Genomic DNA, 23,665 nt, shown 5'->3' on the forward strand with positions numbered 1-23,665 from the left:
GCCGCATCAGGCGCCGCCACGCGGCGGACGGCCTCCACCGCGGGACCCGCCGGGCTTGCCGCCGGGGCGGCCCCCACCGCCCGCACCGCCGGGACGACCGCCGCCGCCGGGCCGCGCACCGCCGGACTTGAACCCGCCGCCCGGGCGACCACCGCCACCGCCGCCGCCGGCCTTGAACCCGCCCTTGAAACCGCCCTTGCCGCCGTCGCGGGCCTCGCCCTGGCGCGCGCCACCCTTGAAGCCCGGCTTGCCGCCGCCGCCGGCAGGCCGGCCGGCGCCCTTGAAGCCGCCGCTGCGCTCCGGACGACCCTCCTGCCTGTTCTCGAAACGCCCCTCGCCGCGCGGAGCGCGGGGCGGGCGCGCGTCACCGCCCGAACGGTCGGGCCGCGGCCGGTCGCGCGGAGGACCGCGGCGCTCGGGGGCACCCGCATCGAACGACCGCTCGCGACGGGGCGCGCCCTCGTTGCGCTCCCGGGGGGGACGGCCCTCGCCGTCGGTCCGGTGCTCGCGGGGCGGCCCACGGCGCTCGGCACCACTGTCCTCGTCGCGGCGGCGGGGGCGGGCATCGCCCGCGGGCGCCCGGCGCGGCGCGGCCGACCGTGCGTCGCCGCGCTCCGAATTGCGCTCCGGACGATCCTCGCGCGGACGGCGGTCCTGCCGCTCGGCGCCCTCCTCGTTGTTGCGGAAGCGGACGCGGCGATGCGGCTCGGCGGCCGGGGCCTCCGGGGATGCCTGAAGCCGCTCGACCAGCACCCGACGCTCGCCCACCGCCTTGATGGCGCCGACGCGCTCGCGGCCGCGCTCGGCCGCCGCCGCACGGGCGGCCTTGGGATCGCCGCCCCGGCGCGGCACCTTGGCGGCGCGGGGCCGCTCCTCGTCGTCGGCCCGCCATACGGTGGGGGAGGGCGCCCGCGCCGGCGCCATCGACGTCTTGGCCGGAGCCCGCGCCGCGCCTCTCGGAGCGGAAGCCGGTCGCGCGGGGTCGCGCGGCGGACGGCCCGCGCTGCGGGCCTTCGGGGCACCGGAGCGCTCGCCCTCCTCGGCGCCGCGGGTCGCGGCCTTCGCGGCCTTCTTGGGGCTGCCGAACGGGGCGATCGCCTCGCGCACCGGGCTCTCGAAATCGACGCCGGCCTCCTCGGCGAGGGTCTTGCCGAGCTGCTCCTTGAGCACCTTGGTCCGGATCTCCTCGACGAGCCCGACTTCCAGGTCGCCGAGCTGGAACGGCCCGAACGAGAGGCGGATCAGCCGGTTCACCGACAGACCGAGATGCTCGAGGATGCGCTTGACCTCGCGGTTCTTGCCCTCGCGCAGGCCCAACGTCAGCCAGACGTTGTCGCCCTGCGCCCGGTCCAGCGTCGCCTCGACGGGACCGTATTCCATCCCGTCGACGGTCACGCCCTTCCGGAGCTTGTCGAGATCGGCCTGGTTCACATCGCCGAAGGCGCGCACGCGGTAGCGCCGCAGCCATCCGGTATCCGGATGGGCGATCACCTTGGCGAGGCCGCCGTCATTGGTGAGCAGCAGCAGGCCCTCGGTGTTGATGTCGAGGCGCCCGATGGCGACGACGCGGGGCAGTTCGTCGGGCAGCCCGTCGAACACCGTGGCGCGACCTTCCGGATCGCGGGCGGTCGTGACGACACCGCGGGGCTTGTGCAGGATCCAGAGCCGGGTGCGCTCACGGGCCGGCAGCGGTTCGCCGTCGATGACGATCCGGTCCGCCTCGGTCACGTTGATGGCGGGCGAGGTCAGCACCTTCCCGTTCAGGCTGACGCGGCCGGCCTCGATCATGGCCTCCGCGTCGCGTCGGGAGGCGATGCCGGCGCGGGCAATGGCCTTGGCGATGCGCTCGCCCTCGGGCGCGGCGGGGGCCTCCGCGGGCGCGGCCTGGGTGGGGTCGGTGGTGTCGGTCATCCTGGCCCCTTAGCAGAGCGAGGGGCCGCGCAAAAGGAAAAGGCGGCCCTCAGGACCGCCTCTCCTCGATCGGGCCCCTCAAGGCCCGAAGCGATACGACGTCAGAGTCGCGGCGAGCGACCGCGCACCGCGCCCATCACCGCCGAGATCAGGAACAGCGCGATGGCGACGAAGAAGACAATCTTGGCCGCTTCCATGGCGGTACCGGCGATGCCGCCGAAACCGAGCAGCGCGGCAACCAGGGCGACGACGAGGAAAGTGACTGCCCAACCGATCATGGTATCCTCCTGAAAGGTCCGTTCTGGCTTGAAGAATTGTCAAGCTGCCCGGTTCGTTCCGTTGATGGTCCGGAAAACGTCTCCCGGGCAAAACGGTTCGCCGACGCGGGGGCGATCCCGTGCCGGCGAGGCCGGATCACTCCGCGATCAGTGCTTGCCCTTGATCGCGTCGGCGGTGTCGTTCACGGCCTGCTTGGCGTCGCCCTTGAGCTGCTGGCCCTCGCCCTTCACCTCTTGGGCCTTGCCCTCGGCCTGAAGCTTCTCGTTGCCGGTGGCCTTGCCGAGACCCTGCTTGACGTTGCCGGCGGCCTCGTTGGCGAGGCCCTTCACCTTGTCGGCGGTGCTGCTCATGGCGCGTCTCCCGTATCCACGGCCCGTCCCAACGGTGGCGTCGGGCTCGGGGGGACGGACGGCAACGAAAGCCCCCGTGCTCATGTTCCGTCGATTAACATTGCCCCGCGGATCGGAAGGCCCGCTCCGAGGAGCCGTCCGGCCTCTCGTCAGGTCACGGAACTAGGCCACCCGGGTGACCGGCCCGGCCGTGTCATCCTGGGCAATCAAGAGAGCGGCGATCTCGCCGGCGGGCCGCGGCGGGCTGAACAGGAAGCCCTGCACCTCCCGGGCGCCCTCCGCCCGGATGGCGGCGAGCTGCGGCTCGGTCTCGACCCCCTCGACCAGCGTCGTGATGCCGAGGCTGGTCCCGAGACTGACGATGGCCCGGATGATCGCCCCGGCATCGGGGTTGCCGGCGCAATCGCGCACAAAGGAGCGGTCGATCTTGATCTTGTCGAAGGGGAAGCGGCGCAGGTAGCTGATCGAGGAATAGCCGGTGCCGAAATCGTCCATCGAGATCCGGATGCCGAGCTTGCGCAGGGTGTGCAGCGTCTCGAGATTGGTCTCGGTGTCGTCGAGGAGCACGCTCTCGGTGATCTCAAGTTCGAGCCGCGTCGCGTCGAGCCCGCTTGCGGCCAAAGCGGCGACCACCGTCTGCGCGAAGCCGCGATGGCGCAGTTGCAGCGGCGAGACGTTGACCGCGACGCTGATGTCGCCGGGCCAGCCGACGGCGTCGCGGCAGGCCTGCCGCAGCACCCAATCGCCCAGCGGCACGATCAGGCCCGTCTCCTCGGCCAGGGGAATGAACAGGGCCGGGCTGATGAGGCCGCGCTCGGGATGGCGCCAGCGCACCAGCGCCTCCATGCCCTTGATGCGATTGTCGGAGAGATCGACCAGCGGCTGGTAATGCAGCTCGAACCGGTCGCCCTGAAGGGCCTCGCGCAGCTCGCGCTCCAGGGCGAGCCGTTCGCGCGCGACCTCGTCCATCTTCGGCTCGAAGAGACGGAAGGTGCCGCGCCCCTCGGCCTTGGCCTCGTAGAGAGCCATGTCGGCTTCCTTGAGCAGGCGCTCGATATCGCCGCCCGGCGTGCCGGGAACGGCCAGCGCGACGCCGACGCTCATGCCGATCTCGGCGGTGACGCCGTCGAGCCGGTAGGGGGCGCTGACGACCCGGATCAGGCGCTGGGCGAGGGCGGCCGCCCCTTCCGCGTCGTCCACGGCATAGAGCACGGCGAACTCGTCGCCGCCGAGCCTCGCCACCACGTCGCGACCGCGCACCTGCGCCCGCAGACGCGCCGACACCGCCTTGAGCAGACCGTCGCCGACCGCGTGGCCGAAGCTGTCGTTGATCGGCTTGAACCGGTCGAGATCCAGGCACAGCACGGCGAGCCCGCCCATCCCGGCTTCGCGCGCCTCGCGCAGCAGCTCGGCGCCGATCTCGCGCAGGGCCGTGCGATTGGGCAGGTCGGTCAGCCCGTCATGGCGGGCCATGTGGATGATGCGGGCCTCGTTGCGGCGGCGCTCGGTGATGTCCTCGAAGGTCGCCACCCAGCCGCCGCCCGGCATCGGCCGGTGAGTCGCCGCGATCACCCGCCCGTCGGCCAGTTCGCGCAGCAGCGATTTCGGGCCGTCGGCGGCGAGCGACGTGCGCGTGCCCTCGCTGACGGAATCGACCGTCGCCCCGCTCCGGTAGCACCCGAGACGGACCAGGCGTTCGATCACCGCCCGCTGGCTCATGCCGACCTGCAGCGCGTCGGGTTCGAGCCCGAAAATCTCGAGGTAGCGCCGGTTCCAGACCAGCAGCCGCTGCCCGGCATCGAACAGGCACAGGCCCTGGCTCATGTTCTCCAGCGCCGCGTCGAAAAGCCGGTTCTGCTCCGACAGCTCCGCATGAGCCCGGACCAGGGCATCGCGGGTGCGGTGCTGTTCGGTCACGTCGCTGCCGACGCCGCGATAGCCGAGAAATGTGCCCTCCGCGGAATGGCGCGGGCGTCCGCTGATCTCGAACCAGCGGGGGGCGCCGTCAGGGTGGCGGTAGACGTAGGTCAGCTCGCGGAACGGTCGCCGGGCATCGAGCGCCGCACGATAAACCTGCAGCCCCTCGGCCTCCGTCTCCCAGGCCAGATCCGCCCGCGCCGCGCCGACGAGCGCCGCGGCCGGGCGCCCGAAGAACCGCTCGGCCTCGGGCGAAAGGTGGCAGAACCGCCCGCCGACATCGGTTTCCCAAATCCAGTCGGCAGCGATTTGAGCAAAATCTTCGAGGGGCGTCATCGTCATGTCGAAAGGCCCAAGTCGTGACGGCGCTCACCGTGAAGCGTCGTCATGAGGCCGTCGGAGTGAATCCGGGGCAGAACAACTGTGTCGCCATCGAAGGTGACCGATAAGTCTTAATTTTCATCATGCCCAATACATAGGCAATATGCTGAGACATTGATCGAGCAACGAAAACTCTCCTCAGCGGCCTGTCGGCATAGATGTCATCGGAGCCTTCGCGATCCGGCGCCGTTGTCACCGACCCTTGGACGCCCTGCGAGGACCCTGTCGATGGCGGACGGCGACGACCTGTTTCCCGGCTTCGAATCGCTCTGGATCGATGGCCCGTCCGGGCGCTGGTTCGCCCGGGCCGGGGGCCGGGAGGACGCAGCACCGCTCCTGCTGCTGCACGGCTTTCCCCAGAGCCACGCGATGTGGCACCGGCTGGCCCCCGCCCTGGCGCGGACGCACCGGGTGATCGCCCTCGACCTCAAGGGCTACGGCTGGTCGGCCGCCCCCGACTCGGAGGGTGGAGCGGCTTACGCCAAGGCCCAGGTCGGGGCCGAGATCGTCGCGGTGATGGAGCGGCTCGGCCATGTCCGCTTCGGGCTCGCCGGTCATGATCGCGGCGGGCGCGTCGCCTACCGTCTGGCCCTCGACACGCCGGGCCGGGTCGAGCGCCTCGCCCTCCTCGACATCGTGCCGACCTTCGTCCAGTGGGAGCGGATCGAGGCGAATCCGGGGATGAACCCGCACTGGCCGTTCCTGGCGCGAGCCGCGCCGGAGCCGGAGCGCGAGATCGGCCGCGACCCGGACGGCTATTTCGAGGATTTGCTGCGCCAGTGGAGCGCGGCCAAGGATCTCTCGGCCTTCGACCCGCGCGCCCTCCGGCTCTACGCGCAGGCCTGGAACGTTCCCGAGCGTATCCACGCGATGTGCGAGGATTACCGGGCGGGCGGCGCCGAAGGGGCGGACCGCGCCGCCGATCGCGCAGACCTGGCGGCGGGCCGCACCCTGCCGATGCCGGTCCTCCTGCTGGCGAGCCGCGATTACCTCGACCGGGACAAGCCCGAACCGGCCCTCGACGTGTGGCGGAGGAGCTTCGCCCCCAAGGCCGAGGGCGTCTCGATCGCGAGCGGCCATTTCATGGCCGAGGAGACACCGGAAGCGACGCTGGCGGCGCTGGAGGCGTTCTTCGCAAGGTGAGCGAGCGGCTTCAGAACCGCTCCACCCAGGGCCGCACGGCGACCTCGTCGCTCCAGGCGCTGCGATCCTGGCGCAGCAGCGCGAGGTAGGTTTTGGCGATCGCCTCCGGGTCGAGGGTGGCGTCGGGCGCGTCCTCCGGATCGGGGCGGGTTTCGGAGCGGATCGCGCCGTCGACGATGATGTGTGCGACGTGGATGCCCTTCGGCTGCAGCTCGCGGGACAGGCTCTGGGCGAGGCCGCGCAGGGCGAATTTGCCCATGGCGAAGGGGGCGGAGCCCGAGAATCCTTTCACGCTGGCCGAGGCGCCGGTGAACAGGATGGCGCCGTGGCGGTGGGGCAGCATCCGCCGCGCCGCCGCCTGAGCGACGAGAAATCCGCCGGTGGCCGTGACCGAGAGCGACCGGGCCACCGCCGCGGGATCGAGATCGGCGATCCCGCCGCGCAGCCGGGCGCTGGCATTGTAGACCACCACGTCGGGCGAGCCCCCGAGCGCCGGTTCGAGACGGGCGAACAGCGCCTCGACCGCGTTCGGATCGGTGGCGTCGCAGGCATGAAGCGCGGCGCCTGTCTCGGCCGCGAGCCGCCCGAGCTTCTCGACGTTGCGCGCGGCGAGTCCCACCGCGAGCCCTTCCGCGGCGAAGAGCCGGGCCAGGGCCGCGCTCAGGCCCGGTCCGGCGCCGACGATCAGGGCACGCTCATAGGTCGGGACCATGGGACGCCTCCACGTGCGACGGGTCGATCGAAGGGCAGAAACCGGACCGGGGCGGCTTGTTCCGGCCGGGTCGCGGAGCCGAGGGGCGATGCCTCAGGCCGCCCGCTCCTGCACCAGGGCGACGATGTCGTCCCAGCGCGAGAGGAAGGCCGCGACGCAGGCCGGATCGAAATGACGACCGGCTTCCGATTCGATATGGGCGCGGGCCTTCTCCAGCGGCCAGGCCGCCTTGTAGCTGCGGGCCGAGATCAGCGCGTCGAACACGTCGGCGACCGCCACGATCCGCCCTGACAGGGGGATCTCCTCGCCCTTGAGGCCTCGGGGATAGCCGGTCCCGTCCCAGCGCTCGTGATGGGTGAGGGCGACCTCCGCCGCGATCTGGAGCAGGCGCGAGGGACTGTCGTGCAGCATATGGTAGCCGCGCAGGGCGTGCTGGCGCATCTCGGTCCACTCCTCCGGGGTGAGGGGGCCGGCCTTGAGCAGGATATGATCAGGCACGCCGATCTTGCCGATGTCGTGCATGGTCGAGGCCAGCGCGATGTCGTCCGCCTCCACTTGGCTGAGGCCGAGGCCCTCCGCCACCGCGATCACGCCGCCCGCCACGCGGGTGAGGTGGTCGCCCGCCTGATCGTCGCGGAACTCGGCCGCCAGCATCAGGCGGCGAATGATCTCGCGCTCGCGGGCCGAGGTCTCGGCAATGGCGCGGGCGGCGTCGCGGCGCATGGCGAGCGCCCGGCGCTCGCTGTCGGCGCGGGCCTGGGCAAGGGCGATCAGCACGCCGACCCGGTCCTGAAGCTCCCATTCGTCGAAGGGCTTGGCGACCACGTCGCTGGCACCGACCTCGCGGGCAAGGCGGCGCAGGGTCCGGGGGGCTCCCTCCGCGACCAGCAGCACGGGCGTCCGCGCCAGATCCTCGCAGGCGCGCAGGGCGCGGATCAGGGCCGGAGCATCGAAGCGCGCGGGCTCGGCCTCGACCACGATCACGTCGGGGGCCTGCGCGATCAGATCCTCGATCACCCGGGCACCGACCGCCACGATGCCGGTGGCACAGGGCAGTCCGTGCAGCGCCAGAACCAGGGGCGCGGGCGTGCGCGCCGCCACGATGGCGACGAGGGCGCGGCTCTGATCGGGGCCATCGACGTCCGGCGGTTCGGCCCGCCCGGCCGGGGCGGGATCGGACAGGCGGGCCGGAGGCGGCACCGGCTGAACCGGGTGTTCCTCGCCCGCCGGGAGCAGGCGCCGGGATTCGAGCGCCGCGCCGAGCCGGGCGAGAACGCGCTGGACGGGCGCCGGGATCATCGCGTCTCATGCTCCGCGGCGGAGGGACGACGCGGACTTTTGCGGGTCCCGCTCGCCACCTTTCGAACCCGTGCGCTAAATCCCCCCCTCATGAGCGAAGACTTCTCCCTCGACCCTCGGCTGATCGCCGACACCCACGCCGTCGGCGACCTCGCCCTGTGCTCGGTCCTGCTGATGGACGACGCGCGCTTTCCGTGGCTGATCCTCGTGCCGCGCCGGCCTGCCGCGAGCGAGCTGACCGATCTGAGCGACGCGGACGCGGCGACCTTGACCGGGGAGATTCGCTTGACCATCAAGGTGATACAAGCGCTCGCAAAGCCCGACAAGGTGAACGTCGCGGCGCTCGGCAACGTGGTGGCGCAGTTGCACGTCCACGTGATCGCCCGCTTCCGTTCGGACCCCGCCTGGCCCGATCCGGTCTGGGGCCGCGGGGAGCGCAAGCCCTATCCGCCGCATGCCCGCGCCCAGATCCTGGAGCGCGCCGCCCAGCTCTTCGCGGACGCCTGATGGACCGCCGGGCAACGAGCGGGCGCGCGGCCCTCGCCTATGTTCAGAATCGCCTCGTGCGCCATTCGACGGAGGCCGGGGCCGCCCCAGCCCTCGCGGAGGCGGAGGCGGGGGCCGGGCTGGTCCTGATGGTCGGCGAGCAGGTAATCCTGCGCGCCGCCCCTGGTCCGGCGACGGTGCTGCTCGACCCCGGCGAGGGGCGACGGGTCGGCCCCCTCAGCCACGAGGTGTTTCTCGGGCGGTTCGAGGACCGGCCGGTCTTCGCCGCCGCGGCACCGCCGGAGGCCGCCGACCTGTTCGCCGAGCCCGACCACCGGGCGGTCGACCTGCGGGCGCTCGCCAGCGAGGGGCAGGTGGCGCCGGCCGAACTCGGCCTCGCCGCCACGGCGAAATCGCTGCTGGCCTGGCACGCCCGGCACGGCTTCTGCGGCCGTTGCGGCAGCCCGACCGATGTCGGGGCCGGCGGCTTCCGGCGGGAATGCCCGCAATGCGGCCTGCACCATTTCCCCCGCACCGATCCGGTGGCGATCATGCTGGTGCGGCGCGGGGATTCCTGCCTGCTCGGGCGCAGCCCCCACTTCAAGCCGGGGATGTATTCCTGCCTCGCGGGCTTCATCGAGCCCGGCGAGACCATCGAGGACGCGGTGCGCCGCGAAACCGTCGAGGAGACCGGCATCCGGGTCGGCGCCGTCGCCTATCGCGCCTCGCAACCCTGGCCGTTCCCCTCATCGCTGATGATCGGCTGCATCGCCGAGGCCGTCTCCGTAGACATCGCGATCGATCCTGCCGAACTGGAGGACGCGCGCTGGATCACCCGCGACGACGCGGCCCGGATGCTGGCGGGCACGCAGCCCGACGGCCTCAGCCTGCCGCCGGCCACGGCCATCGCCCACCTGCTCGTGCGCGACTGGGTGGAAGGCCGGATCTGAGCGTCGGTCGACCAGCGCCCCGGCCCGGCGACACTCGTTGCAAAAATCAAGAAAAAGCGGGGAATAAACGTACATCTCGAACGTGCGCTGACGCTCCAAGTGAGCATTGAACAGCACACCCTCAGTCGTTTTTGAGAGACGACCACCGAAGCCCATAAAAATCTTGATGAAAAAACCGATTCCGGCCCCTCCGGCCCTCTTCTTCCTTAGAGCGTGTTGACATAGCGTCGCCGTGCACCACGAGCGGTGTCAAAAAAACAAGTTCAAGACCTGGAGGAACGCCGGATGGCGACAGCAGCCGCAATACCGCGGACGGACGCGGACGTCAGACCGATGACCGGAAACGAGAAGAAGGTCATTCTGGCCTCCTCCCTCGGCACGGTCTTCGAGTGGTACGACTTCTATCTCTACGGCTCCCTGGCCGCGATCATCGGCGCCCAGTTCTTCTCGGCCTATCCGGAAGCGACCCGCAACGTATTCGCGCTCCTCGCCTTCGCGGCGGGCTTCCTGGTCCGTCCGTTCGGCGCGCTGGTGTTCGGCCGGCTCGGCGATCTGGTCGGGCGTAAATACACCTTCCTCGTCACCATCCTGATCATGGGCATCTCGACCTTCTGCGTCGGCCTGCTGCCCTCCTACACCACCCTCAACGCCTACGGCGTCGGCTGGATCGCCCCGGTGACGCTGCTGGCGCTGCGCATGCTTCAGGGCCTCGCCCTCGGCGGCGAGTATGGCGGCGCGGCGGTCTACGTGGCCGAGCACGCGCCGAAGGGCCGGCGCGGCTTCTACACCGCCTTCATCCAGACGACGGCGACGCTCGGCCTGCTGCTGTCGCTGATGGTGATTCTATTCACGCAGATCTACGTCAACGCCAACTACGCCCCCGTCCCGGTCACCGCCGCCGACGGCAGCGCCTCGACCATCACGCCATTCGCCGCCTGGGGCTGGCGCATCCCGTTCCTGGTCTCGATCGTGCTGCTCGGCATCTCGGTCTGGATCCGGATGCAGATGCAGGAGAGCCCCGCCTTCAAGAAGATGAAGGAGGAGGGCACCGGCTCCAAGGCGCCGCTTTCCGAGGCCTTCGGCCAGTGGAAGAACGCCCGCTGGGCCCTGCTGGCCCTGCTCGGCCTCACCGCCGGCCAGGCGGTGGTCTGGTACACCGGTCAGTTCTACGCCCTGTTCTTCCTGCAATCGATCCTGAAGGTCGACCAGTTCACGGCCAACGTCCTCATCGCGTGGTCGCTGATCCTGGCCACCGGCGGGTTCCTGTTCTTCGGCTCGCTCTCGGACAAGATCGGCCGCAAGCCGATCATCCTGGGCGGCTGCGTGCTGGCGGCGCTGACCTTCTTCCCGCTGTTCAAGGCGCTGACCGCAGCGGCCAACCCGGCCCTGCACGCGGCCCAGCAGAACACGCAGGTCGTCGTGAAGGCCGACCCGGCGGATTGCTCGTTCCAGTTCAATCCGGTCGGCACGGCCAAGTTCACCAACTCGTGCGACATCGCCAAGGCGCTGCTCGCCCGCGGCGCGGTGAACTACACCACGGAGAACCAGCCGGCCGGCACCAAGGCGACCGTGAACGTCGCCGGCAAGGAGTTCGCCGCCTCCGACCCGACCTTCGCCAAGGATGTCGGCGCGGCGCTCACCGCGGCGGGCTACCCGGCCGCGACCGATCCGGGCATCGTCAAGATCGCGATCGATCCCAAGGACGGCCTGTCGAACTTCGCCAAGGTGGTCGACATCTTCTCCGCGCAGAAGCTGACGATCATCGCCATCCTGACGATCCTCGTCCTCTACGTGACGATGGTCTACGGGCCGATCGCGGCGGCGCTGGTGGAGCTGTTCCCCACCCGCATCCGCTACACCTCGATGTCGCTGCCCTACCATATCGGCAACGGCTGGTTCGGCGGCCTGCTGCCGGCGACTGCCTTCGCCATGGTGGCCCAGACTGGCGACATCTATTTCGGCCTCTGGTACCCGATCGTCATCGCGCTGATGACCGCCGTCATCGGCCTGCTCTTCGTCCCCGAGACCAAGGACCGGGACATCTTCGCCGACGATTGATCGTCGCCGGCACAGCGAGAAGAGAGGAGGGGCTCCGCCGCGAGGCGGAGCCCTTTTCCGTTCGGACGCGTTCGGCTGTTCGCGGGCCCCGGCTTGGCTTATGGCCGGGGGCGGCGGCAGGCCCCATGACGGCCCGGCGCGCCTCGGCACGATTCTGGGTAAGGCACGGAGCGGCGGGCAGACAGTGGAAGAGGCCCTCACCCGTTGGCTCGTCTATCCCGGCGTGCTGCGCGCGGACCTGCTGACGGCGGCGGGCGTCCTGATCTCACTCGGCGTCAGCCTCCACATCCTGATGCGTAAGCGCGTCGTCGGCTCGGCGATCGGCTGGACCGGGCTGGTGTGGCTCTCGCCGGTCTTCGGCACCGCGCTCTACCTCACCTTCGGCCTCAACCGGGTCGAACGCCGGGCGCGCAAGCTCAAGCGGCGGCCCTCCCAGCAATATGACGAGACGCCCCAGGCGCCCGCTTCCGTGCCGGAGGCCTACGCGCCCCTCGACCGGGCGGTGCGGGCGATCACGAACCTGCCGACGGTCGCCGGCACCGACATCACCGTCTACCGCAACGGCGACGAGGCCTATCCGGCGATGCTGGAGGCGATCGCGGGGGCGCGAAGCAGCGTCGCCCTGTCGAGCTACATCTTCCTCGACGACGAGATCGGACAGACCTTCATCGCGGCGCTGAAGCAGGCGATGGACCGCGGCTGCCAAGTTCGCGTCATCCTCGACGGCATCGGCAGCGGTTACTTCTACCCGGCGGCCTGGCGTCGGCTCCGGCGCTTGGGTGTGCCGGCAGGGCTGTTCATGCACTCGGTGCTGCCCTGGCGGATGCCGTTCCTGAATCTGCGCACCCACAAGAAGCTGCTGATCCTCGACGGGCGCGTGGCCTTCACCGGCGGCGTCAACATTTCCGACGGCAACCGCGTCGCGCGCAAACCCAAATTCCCGATCCGCGACACCCATTTCCGGATCGAGGGGCCGGTGGTCGAGCAGCTCACCCAGGCCTTCCTCGTCGATTGGGCCTTCGTCGCCGGGGAGGAGTTGGAGGGCGAGGCGTGGATGCCACGCCTCTCGCCTGCGGGACATCTCACCGCCCGCGTCGTCACCTCGGGGCCCGACGCCGACATCGAGAAGATCGCCACCGTGGTCCTGCAGGCGATTGCCTGCGCCCGGACCTCGATCCGACTGACGACCCCCTATTTCCTGCCGAACGACCTGATCGTCAGCGCGCTCTGCCTCGCGGCGGCCCGCGGCATCGCCGTCGACGTGGTGATCCCGCGCCGGAGCGACCACCGCATCGTCGATTGGGCGACGCGGGCCCATATCGATCCGCTGCTGGAGAACGGCGTCCGGGTCTGGCTCGACGAACCGCCCTTCGACCATTCGAAGGCGCTCTCGATCGACGGCGAATGGTGCTTCATCGGCAGCGCGAACTGGGATTCCCGCAGTTTCCGCCTGAATTTCGAACTCAATGTCGAGGTCTACGATCCGGGACTGGCCCGCCGGCTCGACGCGTTCATCCTGGACAAGTGCGAGACGCCGCTGACCCGGGCCGACCTCGACGCCCGCCCGCATCTCGTGCGCCTGCGCGACGCAGCCGTGCGACTGCTTCTGCCATACCTCTGAACCGCCCGCCGTCCATGCCCCCCTCCGGCGCGGGCGAGAGCCGCACCGCGATCGGATGATGGTCGGACAAGCCGCGCGGCAGAACCGTGCGCTCGTGGCAGACGAGGCCGCGCACGAGGCAGCGATCGAGACGCAACGGCAGCACGTCGACCATGGCGTGGGTCGCCCGCCGCGGGCCGACATCGCGGAAGCCGGGCAAGAGGGCGGGGCCGACGATGTTGTAGTCGCCGAGCACCGCCGCCCGCGCCGGCAGGTGACTCTCGATGCGCCGGAGCTGGCGGCGGTTGAGCACCTGCCCGTGCGAGAGATGGACGTTGCCGACGCCGAAGCCGCCCCAGTCGAGCACTTGGCAGACCCGATCGATCAAGACGCCCGGCGGCAGGGGAACGATCGCGGGCGGACGCTCCCACGGCGTCGGGCTCCACATCGCCAGCCCGTGAATGCGCCCCGGCAGTTGCGCCCAGGCATAGACCCCACCGACCCGTTCCGGCAGGGCGCCGATCTCGCGGGTCGCCTCCTGCATCAGCAGGAGGTCGGGCTGCTCCCGCTCGATCAACTCCACGAGGCAATCCACCGCCGCGCCGGTCCGGCGCAGCAGGTTCCAGCTCACGATCTTCTTCGCGTTCGGGCCGGGCTCGGGGAGGGGAGGGCGTCGCAGCAGCATGGGGTCCGTTCGCGAAGACTCGTGGCGGCCCGGAGCGCGTTTCGATGCGGCGGGCGCCGCTTCGTCGCCGGAATGCGCGTCAAAACGAGGGCCTCGGAATAAGCCCCAAATCGGCCCGATGAGATGGGGCGCGGCGAGGCTCCCTTCCGGGCCGTTCGAACGGACAAGAGATCCGTCCGGCCACCGAAGGTGTCCGGACGTCGGCGATTCGGCGCGTGCCCGATAACCTGCGGGGCGAGAGCATCGTGCCGGATCCTCTTCCCTTGCGATGCTCTCAGCCCTGGCGCCGCAACGACGCCTTCCTCAGGCCGGCATCCCTCCTCGTGGCGATGCTTCGAGCCGCGCGCATCTCCGGCCGATCAGCACGAGAGGCGCCGGCCTTCACGACGACCGAACACTTGGTAATGCACGATGCCGGATTCCATCGTGCCCCGACGGACGGCGCGACGGACGTCCGGATTGCAGCGCAGGTACTCGCGCTCATCGAAACCGTAAGCGCGGTCATAGCCACGATCGTAGCCGCGATCATAATTGCGATCGTACCCCCGGTCATAGCCCCGATCGTAGCCGCGGTCGTAGCCACGACCCTCATATCCATAGTCACGGCCGCCATAGGGTTGAGCCGAGACTGAGGCGATGGTGCCAAGCATGGTCAGGCCGACGGCCGCCACTGCAAACACTGCCTTCATGACGGGTATTCTCCTCGTTAGGAGCTAGGAACGCGACGGAAGGATTTTGGTTCGGCTCCGTCGCGGCACGGCCAAGCATGATCCCCAGAATTCTCGTCAGGTCGAGGGGGTCACGCGCACGGCCCGCGCGACCCTGCCGGATGCGGGCGCCCCCGATCGATCCGCGAAGCGCGCTAGAGCGTGCTGCATTTCTACGGAAACAGCGGCACGCTCTATCTCATTGTGGTCGCACGATGATTCCGGAAAACCGGATTCCACTTTTCCGCATCGTGCTCTAGCGCCCCTTGCGGGCGAGGAAGGCACCGATGCCCTCCTCCGCCGCCCGGGCCAGCATGTTCTCCGCCATCACCCGGCCGGCATGAGCGTAGGCGTCGGCGAGCGGCATCTCGATCTGCGCGTAGAAGGCGCGCTTGCCCACCCGCACGGTGTCGGGGCTGCGGGCCGCGATCCCCCTCGCCAGATCCTGCGCGGTGGACAGGGCCGAGCCGGGCTCGGCGACGTGGCTCACCAAGCCGAGGGTGCGCGCGTCCTCGGCCTCGATCATCTCGGCGGTCAGCAGCATCCGCATCGCCGCCTTGCGCGACAGGTTGCGCGAGAGCGCCACCATCGGGGTCGAGCAGAACAGACCGATCTGCACGCCGGGCGTGGCGAAGCGCGCCTGCCCGCCCGCCACCGCAAGGTCGCAGGCGGCCACGAGTTGGCAGCCGGCGGCGGTGGCCACGCCCTCCACCGCCGCGATCACCGGCTGGGGCAGGGCGGGGATCGCCATCATCACCGCCGAGCACAGATCGAACAGCTCCGCGAACTTGCCCGCCCCGCGGTCGGCCTCGCCGCGATAGCCGGTCATCTCCTTGAGGTCGTGCCCGGCACAGAAAGCCGGCCCCGACGCCGCCAGCACCACGGCGCGCACGGATTCGTCCTCCGCCAGCGCCGCGAAGGCGTCGCGCAGGGCCTCCAGCAGGGCGAAGGACAGCGCGTTGCGGGCCGACGGCCGGTTGAGCGTCAGCGTCGCGACGCCGTCCCTGTCCTCGCGCAGAAGAAGAGGGACCGCGGCGGGTTCGATCATGGGCGTCTCCTCGCATTCCTTAGGGGCCGGATCACCCAACGCCGCAATCGGCCGCACTGGCGCAATGCGCGTCGAAGCTGCGGGCAAGTTCCGCGAGGCTGATCCGGCCGAGCCGGGCGATCAGCAGCGCCTCGGCCTCGGCCAAGGCCTCCTCGATCGCCGCATTGACGACCTTCTCGACCGCACAATCGGGATGCGGACGATCGTTCCCGATCGCGAAGATGCGTGGTCCGCCGACGGCGCGGTGGATATCGAGGAGCGACACCGTGCCGAGGTCGGCCGCGATCGCCCAGCCACCGCCATGGCCCTTGTCGGAGCGCACATATCCCGCCTCGCGGAGGCCTGCCATGGTGCGCCGGACCACGACGGGATTGGTGCCCAGCATCGCCGCGATCGCCTCCGACGTCATCGGCCCTTCGTGCCGCGCCATGTGAAGCAGCACGTGGAGCATCCGGGAAAGGCGGCTGTCGCTTCGCACACCGCGATCCTTCGCAGGACGGCTACGATCGGCAAGTGGCGGCCATCACGATACTCTAGATGTTACGTGATTGGAGGATCGGCGATGCGCGATTTCGAGGATCCGGGCCGGTGGGATGCGGCGGCCCGCCATTACGCCACGACGGCCCATCCCTTCACGGCGCTCTACGCCGAGGCGGCCCTGAAGCGGGTGCCCCTGGGCCCAGCGGATCGGGTCCTCGACGTGGCGGCCGGCACCGGCGCCCTGGCCCTGGCGGCGGCGCGGACGGGGGCGCAGGTGCTGGCGATCGATTTCTCGCCCGGCATGGTCGCCCGGATCGCCGAGGCCGGGCTCCCCAATGTCGAGGCCCGCGTGATGGACGGTCAGGCGTTGGGCCTGCCCGACGGGAGCGTCGATGGCGGCTTCGACGCGGTCTTCTCGATTTTCGGCGTGATCATGTTCCCGGACTGGCGCCGGGGGCTGGCCGAGATGGCGCGGGTGACCCGGCCCGGCGGTTACGGCGTGGTCGCCACCTGGCAGCGCGGTGGCGCGGCGACGTTCCTGCTGCTGAGCGAGGTGCGCCGGCGTCTGTTTCCCGGGATCGAGGGGATGGCGATGCCCGACGGCGTGATCGGCCTGAGCGATCCGGAGGCCTTCGCCGATGCGCTCGTCGAAGCGGGCTACCGCGATCCGCGCATCGAGGTGGTCACGTACGATTACGCGCTCGAGGTCGCCGCCCTCGCCGACCCCGAGGCCTTGTTCGGGATGTCGCCGGACTGGGCGCGCCTGACCGAAGTGCAGCGCGCGGCCGTCATCGGCGAGATCCGCCGGATGGCGGAGGGGCGCCCGGTCCGCCCGGTCCCCTCGACCGCCCTGATCGGCGTGGCGCGGCGCTGAGGGCCGGCCGCCCCCGCCCGATCAGGCAACGGGCGGGATGCGCGCGATGACCTTGATCTCGAAGTCGAAGCCCGCGAGCCACGTGACTCCGACGGCGGTCCAGTTGGGATAAGGTGGGGTGCCGATCACGGTGTCGCGCACGGTCATCATGGTCTCGAACTGCGTCTCCGGATCGGTGTGGAAGGTGGTCACGTCCACCACATCGTCGAAGCTGCAGCCGGCCGCCGTCAGCACCGCGTCGAGCCGCTCGAAGGCACGCCGCACCTGGGTCGCGTAATCCGGCTCCGGCGAGCCGTCCTCGCGGCTGCCGACTTGGCCGGAGACGAACAGCAGGTCGCCGGAGCGGATCGCGGCGGAGTAGCGGTGCTGGTCGTAGAGCGCCTGTCGGCCGGGCGGAACGATCGCGTCGCGCTTCGCCATGATCTTGTTTCCTCCGTTGCGCACCGGGGTCTCTTCCCCGACGCCGAATCGCGTTTCATATACGCGCCGTATGCCGCGAGATTGGCGACATACGGCGCGTATGTCAATTCGCATACGCGATGTATGCGAATATTCGAGGATGACGATGACGGTTGGACAGCGCGCGCGCATGATGAAGGAGACGCGGGCCAAGCTTCTCCGGGCGGCGCGGGCAGCCTTCGCCGAGAAGGGCTACGCGGCGGCATCGATGGACGAGCTGACCGCCGCGGCCGGGCTGACGCGCGGGGCGCTCTATCACAATTTCGGCGACAAGAAGGGCCTGCTGCGCGCGGTGATCGCGCAGCTCGATGCCGAGATGGTAGCCAAGGCACGGGCCGCGCGCGACCGGGCGGCGACGCCCTGGCTCGGCTTCCTGGAGGAATGCGTCGCCTATATCGAGTTGGCGCTGGAGCCCGAGATCCAGCGGATCATGCTGCTGGACGGACCGGCGGTGCTCGGCGACCCCTCGCAATGGCCGGAGCAGACCGCCTGCCTGCGCACCACGACGGAGACGATCCAGACCCTCATCGAGTCAGGCCTGCTGCGGCCGGTCGATGCCGAGGCCGCGGCCCGGCTGATCAACGGCGCGGCTCTCGACGCCGCCCTCTGGGTCGCCGCGGCGGACGAGCCCCGCGCCGTCCTGCCCAGGGCCGTCGACGCCTTCCGCTGCCTCTCTTCCGGTCTGCTCAAGACCGACGGATAGGGTGAACGACGCCACCCTTTTGCACCGCACCGCGCTCTGCCCTACCTCTTGGCACGGCGGCGCCCGGCGGCGCCGGTCAAGACAGGAGACCGCGCGAAGGTGACGACCGAAACGGACCGCCCGACCACCCGCACACCGGACCACGCCATCGATCCGCTCTTCGTCGAGCGCTGGTCGCCCCGGGCCTTCACCGGCGAGGCGGTGCCGGAGACCGATCTGATGCGGATGTTCGAGGCGGCGCGCTGGTCGCCCTCCTCGTACAATTCGCAGCCCTGGCGCTTCGTCTACGCCCTGCGCGACACGCCCGATTGGGCAGTTTTCCTCGACCTGCTGGTGCCGGGCAACCGCAAATGGGCGGTGGACACCGGGGCGCTGGTCTTCCTCGTTTCCAACAGCCGGATGAAGGTCGGCGACGAGTTGAAGCCCTCCGCGAGCCATTCGCTCGACGCGGGCGCGGCCTCGCTCGCCTTCGCGCTGCAGGCCAACCGCCTGGGCTGGCATGTCCACGGCATGGGCGGGTTCGACCGGGACCGGGCGCCCGGCGTTCTGAACGTGCCCGAGCATCACCGGATCGAGGCCGCCTACGGGGTCGGCCGCGCGGTGCCCTGGGCCGAATTGAGCGAGGAGCAGCGGGAGAAGGAGCGCCCCAACAGCCGCCGTCCGATCACCGATTTCGTCCATGCCGGCGGCTTTCCGAAGCCGGGGGCGTAAGCCGAAGGTACGGATTGCGGCGGGCCGGCTCGCGCAGCGAAGAGACGGCCCGCTTCGGATGAACGGGAAGGCGCGGGGTCCGGCGACGCGGGCGCCCCGCCGGGATCGAGGAATATCGCGGTGCTGAAGCCGGCCGCCACCTACGAGGCGCTGACCGAGAATTTCCGCTGGGAGATCCCCGAGCGCTTCAACATCGCCGGCGACGTCTGCGATCGCTGGGCCCTGACGGAGCCGGAACGCCCGGCCATCCTCGAAGTCGGCCCCGACGGTACGGTCGCGACGGTCACGCAGGGAGATCTGCGCGCCCGCTCCCTCGCCCTCGCCGCCGGCTTGGCCGCCCGCGGTGTCGGGGTGGGCGACCGCATCGCCGTGCTGCTTCCGCAATCGGCGCAGGTGGTGGTGGCGCATCTGGCGGCCTACCGCCTCGGCGCGGTGGCGCTGCCGCTTGCCGGCCTGTTCGGTGCCGAGGCCCTGCGCTACCGCCTCGGCGATGCCGGGGCGCGGGCGATCGTCACCGACGCCGCCGGCTTCGCCAAGATCGCGCCCCTGCGTGCCGCCCTGCCGGACCTCGCCCTGGTCATCCGCGTCGACGGTCCCGCCGATGGCGCCGAGAGCCTCGCCGAGATCGAAGCGGCGGGAAACCCGGACAGGTTCGAGACGCGGGCCACCGGGCCGGACGACCCGGCCCTGATGATCTACACCTCCGGCACGACCGGCCTCGCCAAGGGGGCGCTGCACGGACATCGGGTGCTGCTCGGCCACATGCCGGGCTTCCTGATGATGCACGATTTCCCCGGGCCCGGGGACGGCCCGATCTGGACGCCCTCCGATTGGGCCTGGGCCGGGGGCCTACTCAACGTGGTGATGCCGAGCCTGAGCCTCGGGATGCCGGTGGTGGCACGCGCCGTCACCCGGTTCGAGCCGGAGGCCGCGTTCCGGCTCATGGCCGATCTGAGGGTCAGCCACGCCTTCCTGGCCCCGACCGCCCTGCGGATGCTCCGCGCCGTGGCGGCCCCCCGCACGCGCTTCGACCTCTCGGCCCTGCGCAACGTCGCCTCGGCGGGCGAGGCCCTCGGGCCGGAGACCTTCGCCTGGGCGCAGGAGGCGCTCGGCTTGACCATCGGAGAGGCCTACGGGCAGACGGAGTGCAACCTCGTCCTCGCCGCCTGCCGCAGGGCGGGCATCGCGCGCCCCGGCTCGACCGGGCGGCCGGTGCCGGGCCATCGCGTCGCGGTCCTGCGGGCGGACGGGAGCGAGGCAGGTATCGACGAACCCGGCGAGATCGCCGTGAGGGCTCCCGATCCGGTGCTGTTCCTCGGCTACTGGAATCAGCCCGAGGCGACGGCCCGGAAATTCCGCGACGGCTGGTGGCTCACCGGCGACACGGCCCGGCGGGACGCGGATGGCTATGTCCATTTCGTCGGCCGCGAGGACGATCTCATCACCTCGGCGGCCTATCGCATCGGCCCGACCGAGATCGAGGATTGCCTCCTGCGCCACCCGGCAGTGGCGCTCGCCGCCGCAATCGGCGTGCCCGATCCGCTGCGCACCGAGATCGTGAAGGCCTTCGTCGTTCCCCGCGACGGGGTCGTCCCCTCCGAAGCTTTGGCGAGCGACATCCTGGCCTTCGCCAAGCGCCATCTCTCGGGCCACGAAGTGCCCCGCAGCCTGGAATTCCGCGACAGCTTACCGATGACGACGACGGGCAAGATCATTCGCCGGGCCCTGCGCAACGATCCGGCTTGACCCGCGCTTGCCGTCGAGAGCGGCGCGCCGACCCTTCGCCCTGGATCGGCCCGGTGCCTCGCGGCCGACCGCGACCGGGGCCGGAGGGGGCGGGCCGACCGAGCGCTCGATAGCCGCGATGCCCGCGTGAGAACCTCGAACCCGCCGCAGCGCGGTGCCTCATCCGGCATCGAGAAAGAAGCGCTCGCGACGCTGGCGCTCGCTCCAATGACTGTCCGGCAACCGGTAAGAATCATGGGCGTACAGAGTGAAACCGGAATCGCCGTTGTTTTTCATGAAATGGACGGCGACCCGATTCTGGAGTTCGGCCTTGATCTGCGGTCGAGGCGGCCTGTGCTCGAAGAAGGCGCTGACGATGAGTGCCGTGCCGGTCACGTGAAACAAGTCATATGGCACGTAATCGTCCGTCACAGCTTCCTTCTTCTTGTGCTCGAGCACATTGTGGATCAATTGATCGATGATCCCGTCGAGCTCGCGGGCGCCGCGCCGGGCTGCCATGACCGTGTTCATCAGATCGAAATCCGTCTCCGTCTTCATGGCCCAGCCCTTGCCGAAGACGATGATGTCGCGATGATCGAGGTCTCGCATCGTCTCCACGAGCTGCTGCGGTGCCGCCGGTCCGACATGCGCATCCACGTAGAGTCCGCCATGGGCCCGCAGCAGGAAAATCCGCGCGATGTCCGATTTGGCCGAGGGCAGACGAATCGACGTGAAGACGGGAACGAAGTCTTCGGGCAGGAGCGGAATGACGTCCCGATCGGTGAAGACTTTGAACTTCGGATAGAGAGCTCTCCAGGCCTGGGCCCCAGGAGGCTCCGCGAGGTCCTGGCTGGTCCAGTACATGAAGATTGCGGCCTCCTCGACGAAGGCTCTGAGCGGCCCCTCGAACTGATCGATCGGGAAGCGCGGAGCCGGCGGGGGCAAGGCCGGATCCTTCCGCCAGCCCGTCCGCCCCGCCGACAATCCAATCTCCAGAAAATGCGTCAGCGGGTCGGACCCGCTGTCCCGGGCATCAGGATTGGCGGCGAGATAGCCGTTGCTGCTGAACCCGGCGCTCGGATCGCGGCCTTCCCTCCAGCCGAACAGGCGATAATGCTGCAGCGGCGGTCCGGGGAACCGCTCCACATCGGGATAGGCCCGCAGATAATAGGCCTCGTCGAAGCCCGGCATGCGGTGCGGTTCCGGCGCGGGGCGTCGCTTCCGGAAGAGGCGCGGCAATCTCATGAGCGACGTCCTCACAAGGTTTTCGGCGAAGCGAGGGCCGCCGCGCCACGAGTACCGCCGGAACTGGGCCGAGGGCGCGGCCCGGCCCGAGGCGGGCGGGTTACGGCTCTAGGGCCTGAGCGCGACCCGCACCAGCCGGCCGATCGTGACGGCTGTCCCGAACCGCGATGCCGGCAAAACGCATAAAGACATCTTTATGTCTTGATTGCTCCCTAGCCAGAGCCCTGCTACAGGAACGGCCGACCCGGCCGGGTTCGCAGACCGGCCGAAGCGCCGGGTCGCCGCACGCCGCAGGCGCGTCGACCGAGACTGAAGAGGGACACCATATGGCCGCTGCCAACGATTACATCGTCCGCGACATCGGGCTGGCCGATTACGGCCGCAAGGAAATCTCGATCGCCGAGACCGAGATGCCGGGCCTGATGGCGACCCGCGCCGAATACGGCGCAAGCCAGCCGCTCAAGGGCGCGAAGATCGCCGGCTCGCTGCACATGACGATCCAGACCGCGGTGCTGATCGAGACGCTCAAGGCTCTCGGCGCCGACATCCGCTGGGTGTCCTGCAACATCTACTCGACCCAGGACCACGCCGCCGCCGCCATCGCCGCCGCCGGCATCCCGGTCTTCGCCGTGAAGGGCGAGACCCTGACCGAGTACTGGGACTACACCTCGAAGCTGTTCGACTGGCATGACGGCGGCATGCCGAACATGATCCTCGACGACGGCGGCGACGCCACGATGTTCGTCCATCTCGGCCTGCGCGCCGAGAACGGCGACACCGCCTTCCTCGACAAGCCGGAGTCGGAGGAGGAGGAGATCTTCTTCGCGCTCCTCAAGAAGAAGCTCGCCGAGAAGCCGAAGGGCTGGTTCGCGGGTCTCGCCGATTCGATCAAGGGTGTCTCCGAGGAGACCACCACCGGCGTGCACCGCCTCTACAACCTCGCCAAGGAGGGCAAGCTGCTCTTCCCGGCGATCAACGTGAACGACTCGGTCACCAAGTCGAAGTTCGACAACCTCTACGGCTGCAAGGAGTCGCTCGTCGACGGCATCCGCCGCGGCACCGACGTGATGATGGCCGGCAAGGTCGCCATGGTCGCCGGCTTCGGCGATGTCGGCAAGGGTTCGGCCGCCTCGCTCCGCAATGCCGGCTGCCGCGTGATGGTCTCGGAGATCGACCCGATCTGCGCGCTCCAGGCCGCGATGGAGGGCTACGAGGTCGTCACCATGGAAGACGCCGCGCCCCGCGCCGACATCTTCGTGACGGCCACCGGCAACAAGGACATCATCACGATCGAGCACATGCGCGCCATGAAGGACCGCGCGATCGTGTGCAACATCGGCCACTTCGACAACGAGATCCAGGTCGCCGGCCTGAAGAACCTCAAGTGGCAGAACATCAAGCCGCAGGTGGACGAGATCGAGTTCGCCGACGGCCATCGCATCATCCTCCTGTCGGAGGGTCGTCTGGTGAATCTCGGCAACGCCACCGGCCACCCGTCCTTCGTGATGTCGGCCTCCTTCACCAACCAGACGCTCGCCCAGATCGAGCTCTGGACGAACCCGGGCAAGTACGAGAAGCAGGTCTACACGCTGCCCAAGACCCTCGACGAGAAGGTCGCGGCCCTGCACCTGGAAAAGATCGGCGTGAAGCTCTCCAAGCTCCGCCCCGATCAGGCCGCCTATATCGGCGTCTCCGAGACCGGCCCGTTCAAGCCCGAGCATTACCGCTACTGATCGGGGCGTCGCCGGCCTAGTGCCGGCGCTTCATCGCTGCGATCCTGGGAGCTCGGCCGCTTGGCCGGGCTCTCTTCGTTTGGCCCGAATCGTTCCGCGCCCTGGGTTCGGCGTGCAGGCAGGGGCCAGCGCTCGGAACAGGCGGCGCCCACCGCCGTCCGGATGGTCGGGCGCGCCCCGCCGGGGTCCGAACGTGAACCGGGGCGCCG

General features: G+C 69.9%; 22 protein-coding genes. 10 read left to right on the forward strand and 12 right to left on the reverse strand.

Annotated elements, in window-relative coordinates:
* Positions 1 to 6: 6 nt before the first annotated feature.
* From MFF26_RS11680 to MFF26_RS11695, 4 genes are all read right to left on the reverse strand, one after another.
* Positions 7 to 1,911 (reverse strand): pseudouridine synthase, encoded by a 1,905-nt coding sequence (locus tag MFF26_RS11680; protein WP_137828659.1) that lies wholly within the window; start codon positions 1,909 to 1,911, stop codon positions 7 to 9.
* A 101-nt stretch (positions 1,912 to 2,012) separates the two neighbouring features.
* Positions 2,013 to 2,189: a DUF1328 domain-containing protein gene (locus tag MFF26_RS11685; RefSeq protein WP_082552349.1), complete on the reverse strand. Its 177-nt coding sequence runs from the start codon at positions 2,187 to 2,189 to the stop codon at positions 2,013 to 2,015.
* Positions 2,190 to 2,336: 147 nt separating this feature from the next.
* On the reverse strand, positions 2,337 to 2,540 hold the full coding sequence (locus MFF26_RS11690; protein ID WP_137828660.1) for a CsbD family protein: 204 nt from the start codon (positions 2,538 to 2,540) through the stop codon (positions 2,337 to 2,339).
* A gap of 162 nt (positions 2,541 to 2,702) precedes the next feature.
* On the reverse strand, positions 2,703 to 4,793 hold the full coding sequence (locus MFF26_RS11695; protein ID WP_238308009.1) for a putative bifunctional diguanylate cyclase/phosphodiesterase: 2,091 nt from the start codon (positions 4,791 to 4,793) through the stop codon (positions 2,703 to 2,705).
* Between the two features lie 273 nt (positions 4,794 to 5,066).
* On the opposite strand from MFF26_RS11695, the gene MFF26_RS11700 reads away from it, so the two are divergent.
* Positions 5,067 to 5,981 (forward strand): alpha/beta fold hydrolase, encoded by a 915-nt coding sequence (locus MFF26_RS11700; RefSeq protein WP_238308010.1) that lies wholly within the window; start codon positions 5,067 to 5,069, stop codon positions 5,979 to 5,981.
* Positions 5,982 to 5,991: 10 nt separating this feature from the next.
* Here the strand turns inward: MFF26_RS11700 and MFF26_RS11705 are convergent, their stop codons facing one another.
* Entirely contained in the window at positions 5,992 to 6,693 is a 702-nt protein-coding gene (locus MFF26_RS11705; RefSeq protein ID WP_137828663.1) for an SDR family NAD(P)-dependent oxidoreductase, read from the reverse strand.
* A 93-nt stretch (positions 6,694 to 6,786) separates the two neighbouring features.
* The gene (locus MFF26_RS11710) at positions 6,787 to 7,992 is read right to left on the reverse strand and encodes an HD-GYP domain-containing protein (RefSeq protein WP_238308011.1); all 1,206 of its coding nucleotides are present in this window, start codon (positions 7,990 to 7,992) and stop codon (positions 6,787 to 6,789) included.
* Positions 7,993 to 8,082: 90 nt separating this feature from the next.
* Here MFF26_RS11710 and MFF26_RS11715 point away from each other — a divergent pair, with 90 nt between their 5' ends.
* The 4 genes from MFF26_RS11715 (at position 8,083) to cls (ending at position 13,107) form a co-directional block, all read left to right on the forward strand.
* Positions 8,083 to 8,499 carry an HIT domain-containing protein gene (locus MFF26_RS11715; RefSeq protein WP_137828664.1) on the forward strand — a complete coding sequence of 139 codons (417 nt, stop codon included), beginning with the start codon at positions 8,083 to 8,085 and terminating at the stop codon, positions 8,497 to 8,499.
* Entirely contained in the window at positions 8,499 to 9,428 is a 930-nt protein-coding gene (gene nudC / locus MFF26_RS11720) for an NAD(+) diphosphatase (protein WP_137828665.1), read from the forward strand. Before MFF26_RS11715 ends, nudC begins: the two co-directional genes overlap by 1 nt.
* Before the next feature lie 285 nt (positions 9,429 to 9,713).
* The gene (locus MFF26_RS11725) at positions 9,714 to 11,486 is read left to right on the forward strand and encodes an MFS transporter (protein ID WP_373324464.1); all 1,773 of its coding nucleotides are present in this window, start codon (positions 9,714 to 9,716) and stop codon (positions 11,484 to 11,486) included.
* 184 nt (positions 11,487 to 11,670) lie between these two features.
* Positions 11,671 to 13,107 (forward strand): cardiolipin synthase, encoded by a 1,437-nt coding sequence (gene cls / locus MFF26_RS11730; protein ID WP_137828667.1) that lies wholly within the window; start codon positions 11,671 to 11,673, stop codon positions 13,105 to 13,107.
* On the opposite strand, the gene MFF26_RS11735 is transcribed toward cls, so the two are convergent.
* The 4 genes from MFF26_RS11735 to MFF26_RS11750 form a co-directional block, all read right to left on the reverse strand.
* Positions 12,998 to 13,771 carry an endonuclease/exonuclease/phosphatase family protein gene (locus tag MFF26_RS11735; RefSeq protein ID WP_137828668.1) on the reverse strand — a complete coding sequence of 258 codons (774 nt, stop codon included), beginning with the start codon at positions 13,769 to 13,771 and terminating at the stop codon, positions 12,998 to 13,000. The genes cls and MFF26_RS11735 overlap by 110 nt on opposite strands.
* A 359-nt stretch (positions 13,772 to 14,130) precedes the next feature.
* A complete protein-coding gene (locus MFF26_RS11740) occupies positions 14,131 to 14,460 on the reverse strand; it encodes a sulfur globule family protein (RefSeq protein WP_137828669.1) in 330 nt (109 codons plus the stop codon).
* A gap of 274 nt (positions 14,461 to 14,734) precedes the next feature.
* The gene (locus MFF26_RS11745) at positions 14,735 to 15,526 is read right to left on the reverse strand and encodes an enoyl-CoA hydratase (RefSeq protein ID WP_137828670.1); all 792 of its coding nucleotides are present in this window, start codon (positions 15,524 to 15,526) and stop codon (positions 14,735 to 14,737) included.
* Between the two features lie 31 nt (positions 15,527 to 15,557).
* Entirely contained in the window at positions 15,558 to 16,004 is a 447-nt protein-coding gene (locus tag MFF26_RS11750) for an Rrf2 family transcriptional regulator (RefSeq protein ID WP_137828671.1), read from the reverse strand.
* Between the two features lie 84 nt (positions 16,005 to 16,088).
* On the opposite strand from MFF26_RS11750, the gene MFF26_RS11755 reads away from it, so the two are divergent.
* Complete coding sequence (locus tag MFF26_RS11755) at positions 16,089 to 16,880, forward strand: class I SAM-dependent methyltransferase (RefSeq protein WP_137828672.1); 792 nt, start codon at positions 16,089 to 16,091, stop codon at positions 16,878 to 16,880.
* Between the two features lie 21 nt (positions 16,881 to 16,901).
* Here MFF26_RS11755 and MFF26_RS11760 read toward each other — a convergent pair whose 3' ends face one another.
* Positions 16,902 to 17,300, reverse strand: coding sequence for a RidA family protein (locus MFF26_RS11760; RefSeq protein ID WP_137828673.1), 399 nt, complete (start codon positions 17,298 to 17,300; stop codon positions 16,902 to 16,904).
* Between the two features lie 145 nt (positions 17,301 to 17,445).
* Here MFF26_RS11760 and MFF26_RS11765 point away from each other — a divergent pair, with 145 nt between their 5' ends.
* The 3 genes from MFF26_RS11765 to MFF26_RS11775 all read left to right on the forward strand — a co-directional run bounded on the left by MFF26_RS11765 (position 17,446) and on the right by MFF26_RS11775 (position 20,499).
* On the forward strand, positions 17,446 to 18,042 hold the full coding sequence (locus MFF26_RS11765) for a TetR/AcrR family transcriptional regulator (protein ID WP_137828674.1): 597 nt from the start codon (positions 17,446 to 17,448) through the stop codon (positions 18,040 to 18,042).
* A gap of 99 nt (positions 18,043 to 18,141) precedes the next feature.
* Positions 18,142 to 18,753, forward strand: coding sequence for a nitroreductase family protein (locus tag MFF26_RS11770; RefSeq protein WP_137828675.1), 612 nt, complete (start codon positions 18,142 to 18,144; stop codon positions 18,751 to 18,753).
* Positions 18,754 to 18,873: 120 nt separating this feature from the next.
* Complete coding sequence (locus MFF26_RS11775) at positions 18,874 to 20,499, forward strand: acetate--CoA ligase (RefSeq protein WP_137828676.1); 1,626 nt, start codon at positions 18,874 to 18,876, stop codon at positions 20,497 to 20,499.
* A 159-nt stretch (positions 20,500 to 20,658) separates the two neighbouring features.
* Here MFF26_RS11775 and MFF26_RS11780 read toward each other — a convergent pair whose 3' ends face one another.
* Positions 20,659 to 21,669 carry a glycosyltransferase gene (locus MFF26_RS11780; RefSeq protein ID WP_210236191.1) on the reverse strand — a complete coding sequence of 337 codons (1,011 nt, stop codon included), beginning with the start codon at positions 21,667 to 21,669 and terminating at the stop codon, positions 20,659 to 20,661.
* A 380-nt stretch (positions 21,670 to 22,049) separates the two neighbouring features.
* Between MFF26_RS11780 and ahcY the strand changes: the two genes are divergently transcribed.
* Positions 22,050 to 23,456 (forward strand): adenosylhomocysteinase, encoded by a 1,407-nt coding sequence (gene ahcY, locus MFF26_RS11790; protein ID WP_137828678.1) that lies wholly within the window; start codon positions 22,050 to 22,052, stop codon positions 23,454 to 23,456.
* Positions 23,457 to 23,665: the final 209 nt, after the last annotated feature.

The sequence above is a fragment of the Methylorubrum suomiense genome (assembly GCF_022179765.1).
Lineage (GTDB): Bacteria > Pseudomonadota > Alphaproteobacteria > Rhizobiales > Beijerinckiaceae > Methylobacterium > Methylobacterium suomiense.